General features: G+C 45.1%; 14 protein-coding genes. 5 read left to right on the forward strand and 9 right to left on the reverse strand.

Annotated elements, in window-relative coordinates; genetic code table 11:
- Window positions 1–17: 17 nt before the first annotated feature.
- The gene (gene rtxH, locus Xbed_RS15160) at window positions 18–413 is read right to left on the reverse strand and encodes a protein RtxH (RefSeq protein WP_086113740.1); all 396 of its coding nucleotides are present in this window, start codon (window positions 411–413) and stop codon (window positions 18–20) included.
- A gap of 543 nt (window positions 414–956) precedes the next feature.
- Between rtxH and Xbed_RS15165 the strand changes: the two genes are divergently transcribed.
- From Xbed_RS15165 to Xbed_RS15180, 4 genes are all read left to right on the forward strand, one after another.
- On the forward strand, window positions 957–3,062 hold the full coding sequence (locus tag Xbed_RS15165; protein WP_086113741.1) for a peptidase domain-containing ABC transporter: 2,106 nt from the start codon (window positions 957–959) through the stop codon (window positions 3,060–3,062).
- Window positions 3,055–4,410: an HlyD family type I secretion periplasmic adaptor subunit gene (locus tag Xbed_RS15170; RefSeq protein WP_086113742.1), complete on the forward strand. Its 1,356-nt coding sequence runs from the start codon at window positions 3,055–3,057 to the stop codon at window positions 4,408–4,410. Before Xbed_RS15165 ends, Xbed_RS15170 begins: the two co-directional genes overlap by 8 nt.
- A gap of 2 nt (window positions 4,411–4,412) precedes the next feature.
- Window positions 4,413–6,608: a type I secretion system permease/ATPase gene (locus tag Xbed_RS15175; protein WP_086113743.1), complete on the forward strand. Its 2,196-nt coding sequence runs from the start codon at window positions 4,413–4,415 to the stop codon at window positions 6,606–6,608.
- A gap of 156 nt (window positions 6,609–6,764) precedes the next feature.
- On the forward strand, window positions 6,765–7,775 hold the full coding sequence (locus tag Xbed_RS15180; protein ID WP_086113744.1) for a GlxA family transcriptional regulator: 1,011 nt from the start codon (window positions 6,765–6,767) through the stop codon (window positions 7,773–7,775).
- Between the two features lie 269 nt (window positions 7,776–8,044).
- Here Xbed_RS15180 and Xbed_RS15190 read toward each other — a convergent pair whose 3' ends face one another.
- The 8 genes from Xbed_RS15190 to Xbed_RS15225 form a co-directional block, all read right to left on the reverse strand.
- The gene (locus Xbed_RS15190; protein ID WP_086113745.1) at window positions 8,045–8,770 is read right to left on the reverse strand and encodes an immunity 52 family protein; all 726 of its coding nucleotides are present in this window, start codon (window positions 8,768–8,770) and stop codon (window positions 8,045–8,047) included.
- Window positions 8,771–8,789: 19 nt separating this feature from the next.
- Complete coding sequence (locus Xbed_RS15195) at window positions 8,790–9,389, reverse strand: restriction endonuclease fold toxin 5 domain-containing protein (RefSeq protein ID WP_086113746.1); 600 nt, start codon at window positions 9,387–9,389, stop codon at window positions 8,790–8,792.
- Between the two features lie 221 nt (window positions 9,390–9,610).
- Window positions 9,611–9,874 carry a PAAR domain-containing protein gene (locus tag Xbed_RS15200; RefSeq protein ID WP_086113747.1) on the reverse strand — a complete coding sequence of 88 codons (264 nt, stop codon included), beginning with the start codon at window positions 9,872–9,874 and terminating at the stop codon, window positions 9,611–9,613.
- Window positions 9,875–9,876: 2 nt separating this feature from the next.
- Window positions 9,877–10,617: an immunity 52 family protein gene (locus tag Xbed_RS15205; protein WP_086113748.1), complete on the reverse strand. Its 741-nt coding sequence runs from the start codon at window positions 10,615–10,617 to the stop codon at window positions 9,877–9,879.
- Window positions 10,618–10,641: 24 nt separating this feature from the next.
- On the reverse strand, window positions 10,642–11,289 hold the full coding sequence (locus Xbed_RS15210) for a restriction endonuclease fold toxin 5 domain-containing protein (RefSeq protein WP_422641369.1): 648 nt from the start codon (window positions 11,287–11,289) through the stop codon (window positions 10,642–10,644).
- Between the two features lies 1 nt (window position 11,290).
- On the reverse strand, window positions 11,291–11,638 hold the full coding sequence (locus Xbed_RS15215) for a hypothetical protein (RefSeq protein WP_244182514.1): 348 nt from the start codon (window positions 11,636–11,638) through the stop codon (window positions 11,291–11,293).
- Window positions 11,628–12,128 (reverse strand): DUF4123 domain-containing protein, encoded by a 501-nt coding sequence (locus Xbed_RS15220; RefSeq protein WP_086113751.1) that lies wholly within the window; start codon window positions 12,126–12,128, stop codon window positions 11,628–11,630. Before Xbed_RS15220 ends, Xbed_RS15215 begins: the two co-directional genes overlap by 11 nt.
- Window positions 12,125–14,122, reverse strand: a complete 1,998-nt coding sequence (locus tag Xbed_RS15225; RefSeq protein ID WP_086113752.1) for a type VI secretion system Vgr family protein — start codon at window positions 14,120–14,122, stop codon at window positions 12,125–12,127. Before Xbed_RS15225 ends, Xbed_RS15220 begins: the two co-directional genes overlap by 4 nt.
- 413 nt (window positions 14,123–14,535) lie before the next feature.
- Between Xbed_RS15225 and Xbed_RS15230 the strand changes: the two genes are divergently transcribed.
- A partial coding sequence (locus Xbed_RS15230) for a tyrosine-type recombinase/integrase (RefSeq protein ID WP_086113753.1) occupies window positions 14,536–15,001 on the forward strand: 466 nt, incomplete at its 3' end.

Genomic DNA, 15,001 nt, shown 5'->3' on the forward strand with positions numbered 1-15,001 from the left:
CTGGCGTTTTGCTGATATTATTTTGATGCTTGTGAATTACGTGTTACACGCTTTTTAGGCTCAGAGGTTTCTGTAACATTGCTTTCTGTAAAATTGCGTTCTGTAACAGCAACTTTTGCTTCAACGGGAGTTGCTGTTTCATTTGTCTCTGGCATAGGCAAAAAACCAGCAGCAATCAGTTTATTGATTTCATCTTCCATTCTTGGGTCTTCAAACATACTTTTAACCATGGAAACCATATACATAAAACCAGAAGCAGGCATATGAATAACTTGTTTTAATTGTAATTCCTGATCATTTTCTGCCAACATGCCATTTGCCATTCGATTAGGCTCTTGCCCCACAAAATAAAGGGAGAATACGCCTTTGTTATAATTAACACTTGAGATGGTTTGAACAAATTTTTCAGACATAGCATTATCCATTAAATAAATATTAATTTAATGTTAAGATTGCATTAAATTAAAATGATTAAATCATAAATGAACCCCATATTTATTATGATTTCATTTATGATTTAACCGGATGACTAAAACCATGATGATAACTGCCGGGCTACGGCTAAAACAGCGGTTAAAGCATTGCCGGAACGATTTTAACCGTGGCAGTTAATCAAAAATAATTTATACAACATAGGGTAAGAATGAGTGCATAACGCTCTCAAACGGGGTCCGAATGCCAATGAACAGCAAAATTCATTACCACAAACCCGCCAATTTACAGGCTACTTTAGACAAAAATATCTCCATTCGAGGGTTAAAATCAATATATAAACAGAAAAATGTCTGTTTAACCGCTACATTTTGTCCCAATTACCAACACTCATATCCCCCTTGATAACCGATAATATCTTTAATTGGATTTATTAAAATTCTTTTATCAATAAATACCACATTATTTCTCAGGTTACCTCTTCAGTTCAGGGTTTAGTTTTTATTAAAAATAGATCGACTTTAATGAATGAAATAGAAAAAACAACAATATCATTAATTAAATTAATAATAATGATATCTAATCGAAATCAGACTGACACATCAAATAAAAACTTAAGCGATAATGATGATTACATTTCTGCCATAAACAAAATACAAAAAGAATATAGTATTAAAATCAAAAATAAATATTCTATAAATAAGAAGTTAGACGCTATTTCTTTACCTGCTATTTTATTCGGAAGCGACGGTCAGCCTTTCGTTTTGGCAAAATATGATGAACAACGGGTGTTGATTCAAAGACCTTATCAGGAAACCGCTGAGATCCTGGATAAAGCAGAATTTATCAGTCTATGGAGCGGCAGGTGGTTAAAAATAAAACAAAAAAGCAGCCAATTTAATATTCGCTGGTTTATTCCTGAATTTGTCAGACAAAAGAAAAACCTCACGGAGATCCTGCTATTCTCTTTCGTTCTGCAAATTCTGGCGCTTCTTTCTCCTCTGGTCGTGCAGGTTGTCATGGACAAGGTGCTCGTCCATCAGGCGTTTTCCACTCTGGATGTCCTGATTTTCGGGCTGGTGACCGCCGGATTGGTTGAAGTGATCCTGCGGGGGCTGCGCGAATATCAATATGCCCACACCGCCAACCGGATCGACATCAAACTCGGGTTGAAATTGGTTAGCCACCTGTTCGGCCTGCCATTGCTGTTTTTCAAATCCCGTCAAGTGGGTGCGATTGTGACACGGGTGCGGGAGCTGGAAACTGTCAGGGAATTTTTAACCGGCTCCATGTTCACCCTGAGCATTGATGTCTTGTTCATGTTTGTCTTTATTTACGTCATGAGCCTGCTGTCCGGTATGCTGACCCTGATTTTTCTGCTGACCATTCCCTGCTATGCCCTGCTTGCCTGGTGGGTGACGCCCAAAATTGAACAGGCGGTGGAAAAACAGTTCACTCATGCCGCCATCAATACCTCTTTCTTAACCGAAACCGTGGCGGGGGCTGAAACCCTGAAAAGTCTGGCCGCTGAACCGCGTTTTATTCGCCGTTGGGACAACCAGACCGAGAACATGGTCAGTACCAGTTATGCGGTGCAACAGTGGGATAATCGTTCCGGTCATCTGGTGATGCTGTTACAGAAAGTCACCAGTGCCATGATTATTTGGCTTGGCGCCTCCGAAGTGCTTTCACTGCACATGACGATTGGTCAATTGATCGCCTTCAATATGATGGTGAGCCATACGCAACAACCCCTGGCTAAGTTGGTGCAACTCTGGGGGCAGTTTATCCGTTCACGCATCGCCATTGATAAACTGGGGGATATGCTGAACCTGCCAACCGAACAGCAATCAGGAAACGAGCACGTTACGTTGCAGGGAGCCATCTCATTTTCCGATATCGTCTTTCGCTATCAACCCGACCTGCCTGCCACCATTAACCATTTCACGCTGCATATTCGGGCCGGTGAAACGCTGGGTGTCGTCGGAACCTCCGGCTCCGGGAAAAGTACCCTTGCGCGTTTGCTGCTGCGGCTTTACACCCCTGAAAGGGGGGCAATCATGCTGGATGGCATTCCGGTGCAAAACCTCAATATCGAATCCATCCGGCAGCAGGTGGGGATCGTGCTGCAAGAAAACTTCCTGTTCAATAAAACCGTGTATGAGAATTTGGCCCAATCCTGCCCTGATGCCCCCTTATCCATTGTCATTGAGGCAGCAAAATTGGCAGGAGCCCATGATTTTATTCTCAAGCTGCCGATGGGGTATGACACGGTGATCGCAGAAGGGGGACAATCCTTATCCGGCGGTCAGCGGCAACGTCTGGCGATTGCCAGAACCCTGTTGTCAGATCCCAAGATCCTGATCCTTGATGAAGCCACCAGCGCGCTGGATGATGAATCACAAGCCATCATTCAATCCAATATGGCAAACATTGCCCAGGGCAGGACGGTCATCACTATCGCACACCGGCTCTCAACGGTACGCCAGTGCGACCGGATCATTGTGTTACACCAAGGTCAGATTATCGAACAAGGCAGCCATGAACAGCTCTTGCAGCAGGGCAAACAGTATCGAAAACTTTGGCAGCTACAACAGGAACTCAAACAGGAGGCGCCTTCCCATGTTTAAGGCCATCTTGCGCAAAGGGATCAAGCGATTACGGACTCCCACTCCCCACTATGATTTTTTACCGACCCATTTGGCATTGTCACAACGCCCCCCTTCCCCGTTCGCCCGTTACACGGCAATCACCCTGAGCGTTGGCGTACTGGTCACCTTGCTATGGGCTTGTCTGGGGAAACTGGATGTGCAGGCGACGGCCACCGGGCGGCTGATTGCCTCTGGCCGGTCACAAATTATTCAGGCTTATGAACAGAGCCGCCTGATGGCCATTCATATTGCCAATGGGCAACACGTTGAGAAAGGGGCTCCCCTGCTTACGCTCAATACACTCGGTGTCAATCAGGATATTGCCCGTTTGTTGAAACAACGCGAATATTCGGTTGAAGAAGAGATCCGCTATCAGGCTTTGTTGCTGAAACATGACCCCAAATCCCTGCTCCTTTTTCAGCAGCAATCCAAAGAAAAACAGGAAAAAATCCTGACGCATTACTATCACGAAAAACAGGAATTCGATTCGGTCATCACCAATATCTACGCCGAAATGGAAGTCAATCTCTCTTCCCAAAAAGCACGGAATAGCGATATCCGCTCATTGACCCATCTACGCGAAAATATCAGCCAGCGTTTACAGGCCCGAAAAACATTGAGCCAAAAGCAGGTCATCAGCAAGGTGGAATATCTGGAACAAGAGAGAGAACTTCTGGAAGCCGAAAGGCTGATCTCTCAGCAAAAATCTGACCTCGGCATTCTGGTGACCCAATACAAAAGTCTGGAAGAGCGCTTAAAAGGCGTTAAAGTCCAAAAAGAACGGGAATGGTTTGAGAAAAGAAAACAAGCTGAAATGCAATTATCTGTCTTGAAGCAGGAGATTTCCAAAATGCAGGAGCGGGAAGCCCTTGAGGTTGTGCGCTCTCCGGTGGCCGGCACAGTCCAGCAATTGAGTGTCCATACGCTGGGTGCCGTTTTACAGCCCGCCCAAAATTTGATGGTGATTGTGCCGGATGATCATATCCAACTCGCTGAAATTCAGATCTTGAACAAAGATGCCGGATTTGTCCGCCCGGGTCAGCACGTCACCGTCAAAGTCGATGCTTTCCCCTATACCCGCTATGGCACCATCGAAGGGGAATTACTCAGTGTTTCGCGGGATTCCACCACCGATGAGCGGCTTGGTCTGGTTTTTCCCGCTCAAATCAGCCTCAGGCAGAACAATATCATGGTCGATGGGAAACCGGTCGAAATTACGGCTGGCATGTCGATTGTGGCTGAAATCAAGATGGATCAGCGACGCGTAATTGATTACCTGATCAGCCCGATCCGGGAATATCAATCAGAAGCATTGAGGGAAAAATAATCATGACTGACACGTTTTCCTTTAGCCGCCATGCCGACAATTATGCGCTGGATTGTATTGCCTATTTAGGTAAACAGTTTCACAAGGTAGCTTCTGTCGGGCAACTGCACCATGCTCTGGGGGTCGATTCCCTGATGCTGACAGATTCACAGCTACGTGAAGCGGCCGATGCCATTGGGTTGCACAGTAAATTTGACCGCCTGATATCCGGTGCGGCATTGCCTTTATCTACATTGCCTTTACCTGCATTGATTGAATTGGACAAGCGTTGGTGGGTACTGTCAGAAATCGGCCCTGACACCTTCACGGTGTTTGATCCGACCAGCGGAAAACACGAAGTGCGTGCATTCGTTCAGCCCATACACGCAGAGCCAGCAAACTTCGGCAAAGGCGAACATCCGCAATATAAAACCCAGCACGATAAAATCCAGAGCTATAAGATATTGCTGGTGGCGGATAAATCCCTGACCAAACAGCAGGTTAAATTTGGCCTGAGCTGGTTTTATCCTGCCATTTTCAGGCAAAAAAACCAGTTACGGGATATTTTCCTGTTTGCCATCGTATTGCAACTTTTTGCACTGGCCTCTCCCCTATTATTTGAAAATGTCATCGATAAGGTGCTGGTTGGGCGGAGTATTTCCAGCCTGCATGTTCTCGGCATGGCGATGCTGGCGCTGGCCGTGGCAGAACCCCTGTATGGCTTCCTGCGCAATACCGTGTTTGGGCATATGGCCAGTCAGATCAACGCGGAACTCTCCGGCAGGCTGTATCGCCATCTCGTGGGACTGCCCCTGCCCTATTTCAAGCAACGGCAAACCGGGCAAATTATCGCCAGAGTCAGGGAAATGGCACATATCCGCCAATTTCTGACCGGCTCTACCCTCATGCTGTTGCTTGACCTGATTTTCATCATTCTGTTTTTGGGCGTGATGTTTCATTACTCCTCCCTGTTGACCGGAATTGTCATCACTTCCCTGATCCTCTATTTCTTGCTATGGATCGCCGTCGGGCCAATCATCCGGCGCAAGGTAGAAAAAGAGTATGAAGCCGATGCCAATGCCACCAGCTTTCTGACAGAAGCGGTCACGGGGATTGAAACCATCAAAACCACGGCAACCGAAAAACGTTTTTTGCACCAATGGCAAAAGGTATTGAGCCAGCAGTTGATCCAACGTTTTACTGCTCAAAAGAGTGGGCTGGCCGCAGGACAAGGGATTGAGCTTATCCAGAAAATCGTGGCCGCCCTGTTACTCTGGTGGGGAGTCCGGGGCGTCCTGAATGGCGATTTATCCCCCGGTGAATTAATTGCCTTTAATATGCTGGCAGGCCATGTGACCCAGCCAATCCTACGGTTGGCACAGGTCTGGCAGGATTTCCAGCATACCCTGATTGCCCTGCGGCGGGTGGGCGATATTCTTGATGAACCCACGGAAAGCAATAAACAAGGGCTGGCATCGGCGCCTGAACTGGCGGGTCAGATTGAATTCAGGCATATCCGCTTCCGCTATCATGCGGATACGCCCGAAGTGCTGGCGAATCTGTCACTGGCGATTAAGGCCGGAGAGTTTATCGGCATCACCGGGCCATCAGGTTCCGGCAAAAGCACGCTGACCCGGTTATTACAGCGCCTCTATGTGCCACAACACGGTCAAGTTCTGGTGGATGGCATGGATTTAGCCATTGCCGATCCGGTATCCCTGCGCCGTCATATGAGTGTCGTTTTACAGGAGAGCATTCTGTTTTCCGGCAGCATTGCGGATAACATTCGTTTGTGCAAACCCAATGCCAGCGATGAAGAAGTCTATCGGGCCGCGCAGTTGGCGGGGGCGACTGACTTTATCAATGCGTTTCCCCATAAATTTGCCCATCCTGTCGGAGAAAAAGGCAGCCATCTTTCTGGCGGACAACGGCAGCGTATCGCATTGGCAAGGGCGTTGTTGAATGATCCCAAGATTTTGATCCTTGATGAAGCCACTTCCGCACTGGATTATGAATCTGAAGCGGCCATCATGAGCAATATGGATGAAATAGGCCGCAACCGAACCATCATTAGCATCGCCCATCGGCTGAATACCCTCCGCCATGCGGATAAAATATTCGTGTTAGATCAAGGCACAATCGTTGAGTCAGGTTCACATGATGCCCTGGTGCAGCAAGACGGTTTATATGCTCAACTTTGGCAGCAACAAACCCAGTGATGATGACAACTGGGGTCTCGTTTTTTGTGACGTTTTTTTATCGCGTTTTTTATCGCCATAAAAAATGCAGACATGAGGCTTATTTCGCCTTAGAATTAATTTCATAACGAAATTAACACAGCATCACAAAATGTTCTTAAGGAAGAGAATATCACTATGAAACAAGTCTCTATTACAGCATTGGTTTTTTCTCCCACATCGGTCACATCGGTTGCCATGCCGATTGAAATTCTCACCATTGCCGCCAGCACCATTGGCGGCCCGATCCCCCATGTCAGCATAATCTCTCCGACCCATCAGGGTGGGATCAATCAAAAAATAAATAATACCGATGGCCTGTTTATGGACTCAGCGCCCACGCCCCGCAGTTCTCCCCTCTCTTACCCCGATGGCGAGCATTTCGAGGGTAAATCACAACCCGATATTATTCTGGTGGGTTCACTGGGCTTCCCTGAATGGGAACCCCAGCACTGCTCACAGGAAATCATTGAGTGGCTTAAGGTCATGGATGAAAAGCACATTCCCATCGTTTCAATATGTTCAGGCACTTTTATGCTGGCCAAAGCCGGATTATTAAACACAGGTGCCACAATTCACCCGCACTTTTCCGCTGAATTCAAAAATTTATTCCCCCATATCCCCCTTTATACCGACAAAAAAATCATCAGCGACAATCACCGTTTTTGTATTTCCAGTGCCTATGGATGCGGGAGTTGTATGTTGGATATCGTGGAGTTGATATACGGACAAGATGCAGGAGAACAGTGCGCCAGATTTCTGTTAGGTGAGAATGACAACCAAAACGCCACTGATTCTGCCAGTTTTACCCCTTGTCGCCAACACGACGATCCGCTGATCCATAAACTGCAAGATTGGATGCATGCTTTCCCCTCTGAAATTTTATCCGTGGCGGATTTGGCAAACAAAATTCATCTTTGTGAACGCCAAATGAAACGTCGTTTCAAAATCGCCACCGGAAAAACCCCCATCCAGTATATCCAGCAGATCCGTCTGTCACAGGCAAAGCATTGGCTGGAAAAATCACAAAAAACCATTGAAGAAATCAGCCATGAAGTGGGTTATGAGGATACCCGTTATTTCAGGGAATTATTTAAACGCTGCAATGGACTGACGCCAAAAGAGTATCGTCAAAAATATCATCATTGATGAGTTTTTTCTGGCTGCTAATTTTGCACTCTGTCAATAATCAGTAACACGTATAGGTGGCACGTTTTATTATCCTATTCCCCAAGAGCCTGTTCCTGTTGGCTTGCGTTATGGAATAGGCTCTTCATCGCTTTCTGGAGATAAATACTATGCTAAAGCGCAAATACCTGGATTAATATTTAGATAGACATAACTATCAATCGCGGTAATCACTGTACCGCCATGATCGGTGGTGTCGTTTAAGCGGATCACAGCTCTGCCTGTCATAGTTATATCTCTGATATTAATGGGAGTATTTGTAAATCGCGCAAGCAGATTTCAATATCATTGGCTTTATTGATATGCGCTTGATTTTCAATGTCAAAAATATCTTTTGTGGTGATAATTAGTGAGCCTTTCTCACTATTTTTATCAGAAACAGGTATTATTTCTTCTGCCATTGGGACTAGGGCAGGATCAATTTCAATTGGAAGGTAGAGCATCCAGCCAGCACTTAAGCGATCTGGAAAGACTTGTTTTCTTTTTATTCTATACCCACGAGTTTCTACCATGATATACGGTAAATTCCGGTTAGAAACCAAGAAATTAACAAATTCCATCAGATGGTAAAATTGAAATTCTTTTTCTTCAATATTAAGGTTAATTGATACTTCTGTTTGTCCTAATCGATCTCGACGGTAATTATGATAAGAGATAGAACATGTAAGATCATCATTATCTTCCCCATCCCAGATACTTTTTCCGATAAAAGGATATTCATCTTTATATTCTTGTTCAAATATTTGAATAATCTTATCTGTGGCCCCTTGTTCATTAAAGGCAAGGTGCTCCAATGCTTGTTTACGACTATCTCCAGGTAAGTACCAGACTTTTTTTCGCCCAAAAAACTGATTAACCTGCTGAGTGATTCTATGTAAATCAGTAAGTACTATTTTAGGTGTTAACGGTTCTTTCCAGTCACTATATAGTTTTATTCTGGGTGATATGATGACCATATAAGATCTCCTGCTAATGTTACAAAAAAGTGTGAAATACTTTAATATTAGGATAAGCCGAAAATGCTTCCGAGTAGTAAGCGAAACTGACAGGTTCTAGAAAATGCCAATGGCAGTTTGGAATTCCATCTAGTGAAGAGCATACATCTTGCTGTCTTTTTCCTTGATTTTTCATTGAATCATCACCTGATTTCCACCAACTCATAGGTTCATCATTTCTAAAGAAATTATCATATTTAGCTTTAGCTTCGAGAAATAAACAGTTAGCAGGTTGCCAGCCATCAAAGCTCACCCCCAAGCAAGTCCATGATTCAATCATTGATAGTTCTGGATTATAAATTGTTTTAGCTATAGCTGATTGATAACTAATGGCTAATGCAGAACGACCATTAGTCTTTTCCCAAACCATCATGACCTGACCGATAGCCGGACATTTCTCACATTTAGTACGGGATGTGGCAATGGTTTGTGTATCTGATTTTGCCTTATCCTGTTCACCTGCTTTATCCTTGGTACTTTCCATCACACCAATACCGACTAATACCGCTGAACAGGCAGCCAATGTCCATTCAGCCGCAGCGATAATTGCCGGTGCCGCTGGCGCAAGAATTAATGGCATATCAATCTCTCCTTTTCAATAAATTATCCATGACGCTTAAATAATCACCGTATTGTTTTTCCGGGCTATTTCCTGCTTTCATCCCCGATTAATTCGATATGTACTGACAGAATGCGTTGTCGGATTTTAATCATATAAACATCGTCTTCTACATCCATAAATTGAATATCTTTCAATCAATGCATCCCGCCCTATGTAAAATAAGACGGGAATTGCCAACATCAAGCAAGAAAATCCTTCTGACTGGCGATCAATTTTGCCCCACATGCCGTATGCATACCGTCTAATGCGACAGGTTTTCCCTGATGCCGTAAGCTATTACTCCCCTCCACAATAGGGAAAACCCCTTGGCATTGTGGGCAGGTGACTAAATCGCCTTTGGCGGCAACGGGAACGCCTTGATAGACATACCTGTCAATCGCGGTAATCACTGTACCGCCATGATCGGTGGTGTCGTTTAAGCGGATCACAGCTCTGCCTGTCATAGTTATATCTCTGATATTAATGGGAGTATTTGTAAATCGCGCAAGCAGATTTCAATATCATTGGCTTTATTGATATGCGCTTGATTTTCAATGTCAAAAATATCTTTTGTGGTGATAATTAGTGAGCCTTTATTACGATTTTTATCGGCAATAGATATTATTTCTTCTGCCATTGGGACTAGGGCAGGATCAATTTCAATTGGCAGGTAGAGCATCCAGCCAGCATAGATTCTATCTGGAAAAACTTGCTTTTGTTTTAAAGAATAACCTCTGATATCTATCATGATGAATGGAAAATGTCTATGAGAAACTAAATTTTTGATAAAGTCGATAAATCTTGAAATATTGAATTTTTCTTTTTCAAAATCAAGACTGATAGATATATTTGTTTTTCCTAATTTGTTAGGTTCTGAATAAATATCATCTTGACACATATACATAATGGTGCTTTTCTGTTCTGCATCTCCCGGAACATCAAATAACGTTTTTATAATGGACTTTGTATCTTCATCAAAGTCTTTTTTATACCATTCTATGGCATAATCAGTGAATCCATTTTCATTAAATACATTATTTTCTCGAATTTCTTCTAGAGTATACCCAGGTAAATGCCAACCACTTGAACTATTACTAAGTTTATTAATTTCTTTCATTATTTGATGTGTATCAGATAACACTAACTCAGGTGTTATAGCTTGCCTAAGATCATAGGATAATTTCATTCTTGGATGTATAAAAGACATATTTTAATTCTCATCTAAAGTTTATTATGAAGGTATTAGCGTATTAAATGTTTTAATATTGATAAATCCGAAAGATGTAAAAACCCCAGTAAAATATGTATAAGATTCAGGCTGTAGAAAATGCCAATGAGACTTCGGAATGCTATTGAATGAAGTGCATACTACATTTTGTCTACGGGCCTGCGAAATCATGCTTTCAAGCCCTGTCATATCTGTCGGTTTTTTCCTGAAATTTTCATAAAACCACTTAGGTTCTCCATTTTTAAAAAACTGATCATAATTAGCTTTGGCTTCAAGAAATAAGCATTTTTCAGGTTTCCAGCCATCAAAATTTGTACCCTTGCATAACCAGGTTTCAATCATTTTTAATTCAGGATTGTATATCGTTCCAGCAATTTTTGTCTGATAAGCAATGGTGATAGCTGAATAAGATGAACATTTCTCCCAAACCATCATGACCTGACCAATAGCCGGGCATTTTTCACATTTAGTACGGGATGTGGCAATGGTTTGTGTATCCGATTTTGCCTTATCCTGTTCACCTGCTTTATCCTTGGTACTTTCCATCACACCAATGCCGACTAATACCGTTGCACAGGCAGCCAATGTCCATTCAGCAGCGGCTAAAATAGTAGCACCGGCAGCAGGAATTGCAGGAATAAAAACGGGCATATCAATCTCTCCTTTTCAATAAATTATCCATGACGCTTAAATAATCACGGTATTGTTGTTCCGGATTATTACCTGCGTTCAGCATATTCTGGATGTCTGGCGAACGGTGAAAATCACGGTTAAATGCGACAAAATACAAATAGGAGCGGATCAACGCTTCATCTTTAAATTCCATTGCAATCAAATCCAGATAGGCTTCTTTTAGCCGCCTGTGCAGGCTATGCTCGCTTTCGTTGACGACGGATCCGCCATATTCTGACAGAATGCGTTTTCGGACTTGGGTAATATAAGCGTCGTCTTCTGCATTAATAAACTTTGCGACCTGTTCCTTGCTTAATTTAAGCATCATGCCGTCCTTTCACGGAATAATCGTTGTTATCAAGAGAATATACCCACTCATCAATACCGTCTGTGAATGCGGTCAATTGCGCCGGACTGAAAATATCCCGGAGTTGGTGCAGAATGCGGGGATCATAAAAACGCAGCAAGGCCGTTTCCCCCGTTTCCAGTTGCACATTCAGGTAACTTTCGAGATGGCGGGTCAGTTTATCCAGCGACATTGTGGTATGTAGCCAAGACACCGAAGGTGCTGCCTGTTCCAGCGCCGCTAATTTTTCTTCCCATGCTTTGGCATACGCCATGTCAAACAGCCACGGCCCGGCGAACGCAATTTGGGCATCCGGGTATTGCCGGAACAGGGGATTATTCGTGCCGGCAAGATACGTAATCTCCTCATCAAAATAGCGTTCATATTGTAGGCCACTGACTAAGGCATACTGTTTCATGTCGGGATGGTTTTCCCGGTATTCATGCCATTTTTGCTGTAATTCCGGTGTCATGATTGCCCCCTTATCACCATGGCCGTGCCATCCCGTTCCGCTTTCATCAAACAGGTCAGGCAGATGGCTTCCTTTGGCTCCGTCAGTGTTTTTTCCATCAGTACAACGCTGGCGGGTTTCAGTGTATCCAATATATCCGGCAACTGGCCGCCCCAGCCTGAGCCACTGCCCGGTGCACCACTGCCGAAGTTAACCGCCGCACTGCTGGTGATCCCGCCGGCATCGATTTTGATAAAATGCCCTGCCGCCTGAATGGTCAGTTCAGAACCGGCATCAATCACCACTTTGGTCCCGGCGCTCAGGTGGATTTCATTGCCGCTTTGGGTCAGCAAAGCATCGTCGGTCTTGATATGCAGCTTTTGCCCGGTAGATAAGGAAATATCGTTGCCCGCCAGTACCCGGTATTCATTATCAATGCGTAAATGCGCATCATGTTTAATGTGGTGGGTCCGGTTATGGCCCACATGGTGGGTTTCGTCATTGAGAATGTGCGCTTTGAGGTCTTTTTGCGCATGAATAAACACCTCTTCACTGCCTTTTGCATCCTCAAAGCGCAGTTCGTTGAAACCTTCGCCCTTGTGGGTTTGGGTTCTGAACGTGGTACGGGTTTTTTGGGCCGGTAAATCCAGCGGTGGACGATTAAGGCCGTTATAGACGCAACCGGTGACCATCGGCCGGTCAATATCGCCGTTGAGGTAGGAAACAATCACTTCCTGCCCGATACGCGGGATGGTCATAAAGCCAAAGCCGTTGCCGTTCCAGCCCTGTGCGACCCGTATCCAGCAGGATGCACCATCATCGGCTTTATCGTAACGGTTCCAGTGAAAATGCACCTTAATCGCGCCGTCTTTGTTGACGAAGATTTCTTCGCCTTCCGGTCCCACGACCGTGGCGCTTTCATCCCCATCTGCCAGTGGTTTGTAGTGAAACGGCGGACGCCAGTCGGCATAGCCATCGATAAAACTGAAATCGTTGCTGAGTGTGGTCCCTTCGCCCCCGTCATGCCCCAGTGCCTGCGGGCAACGGCCATAATGGCTGATTTCGACAATTTGCCAGCGGGTGTTGAGTGGCGTGTGGGGATGGTTTTCTATCTTAAAGATTTTGCCCGGCATCAGTTTGATGCAGTTACTGTGACCACTGCCGCTTTGGGTCTGGTTTTGCAGGGCTTCATGCCGATATTTCACGAAAGGTTTAGCGTCGGTTTCCTGTCGGAAACGGCCATAACTTTCGTAAATGGTATACGGCGTGAGTGAGCCCAGGGCCTGATATTCCGGGCTGCTTTCCAGTTGATACACCGGGGAAAGCGGCCGGTCGGGATTATAATCCCGGTGGATGCTGCGCTTCGGTGCCATGCCCACACCGAGGCGTACCTGATAAACCACATCCTGCCCGTGGGCGGTGTCCGGTTGTGGCTGATATTGCAGCGGTAAATCTGCCGTCATTCCCAGATGGCTGTCACTGAAAAACAGCCTCTCACCCTCAAACCAGAAACTGATCCCCTCTTCGGCGGCCAGCCGGCTGAAAAAGTCATAGTCAGATTCCCGTTTCTGGGTGGTGTATTCCCGATCATAATGCGGATCTTCCCGTTGTGAATCCGCCCGGACATGGTGCTTTTTCAGCAACAGTGTCATGATATCCGGCACACTCTGCCGATGGTAGATATGGCTGTCCTGATTCAACGTCAGCCGCCAGAGAAACGGGCGCACGGTGAAGGCATACCGGGTCTGGTTGCCATCGGTGCCGCACCAGTCGGCATGGGAAATGAGGCCGATGATTTTGCGTTGTTCCGCCTCACCATAAAAGACTTGCAGCACCGCTTCCTGCATCAGCAGGGCGGTTAAGTCGATTGCCGGCGGTGGTCTGAAAGGGTTGGCGGGCAGGGACTGAACCAGTGTCAGGTTCAGGGTGAACAGCGCCGAAAGCCCTTCCCGCAGGGTAAAATCCGCCACGGCAAAGGTCTGTTCGGGTAGGCCAGTTCTTGTAGGTACAGTGATTCCTTATTGTTTTTCATCGTTTATCGTCCAGATTTTTTGATTAACTATTCATCGGAATTTTATTGATAAAGTTTATGTATCATGACTATTAATGGCATAATACGGGGTATTTCACGGAGTTAACCATTAATTTAATTAATGCGGCGCTGCTTTTTTGTTATTTAGGACAAATCTTAAAAACATCTGGGCTTCTTCGAACCCCAAAATAACCGCCAATCAACACCAAAATTATTTACATCCACAAATGTTAATTGCAGAAAAATGGTCGGATTACTCAATGATTGACATTGCACTCTGTAAATAATCAGTAACACTCATAGGTGGCACGTTTTATTATCCTATTCCCCAAGAGCCTGTTCCTGTTGGCTTTCGTTATGGAATAGGCTCTTCATCGCTTTCTGGAGATGAATACCATGCTAAAACGCAAATACCTGACCCAACCTGAGATAGAAACACTGCTTAAGGAGTTGGGCAAACATGCCCATGCAGAGCGTAATATTTGCATGCTGTTTATGGGATTTATTCATGGTTTCCGAGTATCCGAACTCCTCAGCCTGAAACTGTCCGATGTGGATTTGGACGGTCGCAGCCTGCGCGTCCAACGCCTGAAAAATGGTTTTTCCACCATTCACCCGATGGTTCCGCGTGAAGTCCAGCTTCTCCGTCATTGGCTGGTTGAACGGCAAAACTATTTACCTAATATTGAATTACCCAAGATTGAAGAGACGGATTGGTTATTTCTCTCCCGCAACGGACAACGCATATCACGTCAACAGATGCATAAAATCATTCGCCAGACCAGTTTGAAGGCAAAATTATCGATTTGCGCGAATCCGCACATGTTACGACATGCCTGTGGTTATGCACTGGCCGACAATG

Origin of the sequence: Xenorhabdus beddingii, from assembly GCF_002127545.1 — a bacterium.
GTDB lineage: Bacteria > Pseudomonadota > Gammaproteobacteria > Enterobacterales > Enterobacteriaceae > Xenorhabdus > Xenorhabdus beddingii.

Bases quoted from the DNA above. Each gene is read 5' to 3' on its own strand.
- Xbed_RS15180 (WP_086113744.1), top strand. From the start codon at position 6,765: ATGAAACAAGTCTCTATTACAGCATTGGTTTTTTCTCCCACATCGGTC.
- Xbed_RS15205 (WP_086113748.1), bottom strand. From the start codon at position 10,617: ATGTCTTTTATACATCCAAGAATGAAATTATCCTATGATCTTAGGCAA.
- Xbed_RS15210 (WP_422641369.1), bottom strand. From the start codon at position 11,289: ATGCCCGTTTTTATTCCTGCAATTCCTGCTGCCGGTGCTACTATTTTA.
- Xbed_RS15190 (WP_086113745.1), bottom strand. From the start codon at position 8,770: ATGGTCATCATATCACCCAGAATAAAACTATATAGTGACTGGAAAGAA.
- Xbed_RS15175 (WP_086113743.1), top strand. From the start codon at position 4,413: ATGACTGACACGTTTTCCTTTAGCCGCCATGCCGACAATTATGCGCTG.
- Xbed_RS15200 (WP_086113747.1), bottom strand. From the start codon at position 9,874: ATGACAGGCAGAGCTGTGATCCGCTTAAACGACACCACCGATCATGGC.
- Xbed_RS15220 (WP_086113751.1), bottom strand. From the start codon at position 12,128: ATGACACCGGAATTACAGCAAAAATGGCATGAATACCGGGAAAACCAT.
- Xbed_RS15215 (WP_244182514.1), bottom strand. From the start codon at position 11,638: ATGATGCTTAAATTAAGCAAGGAACAGGTCGCAAAGTTTATTAATGCA.
- Xbed_RS15170 (WP_086113742.1), top strand. From the start codon at position 3,055: ATGTTTAAGGCCATCTTGCGCAAAGGGATCAAGCGATTACGGACTCCC.
- rtxH (WP_086113740.1), bottom strand. From the start codon at position 413: ATGTCTGAAAAATTTGTTCAAACCATCTCAAGTGTTAATTATAACAAA.
- Xbed_RS15195 (WP_086113746.1), bottom strand. From the start codon at position 9,389: ATGCCATTAATTCTTGCGCCAGCGGCACCGGCAATTATCGCTGCGGCT.
- Xbed_RS15165 (WP_086113741.1), top strand. From the start codon at position 957: ATGAATGAAATAGAAAAAACAACAATATCATTAATTAAATTAATAATA.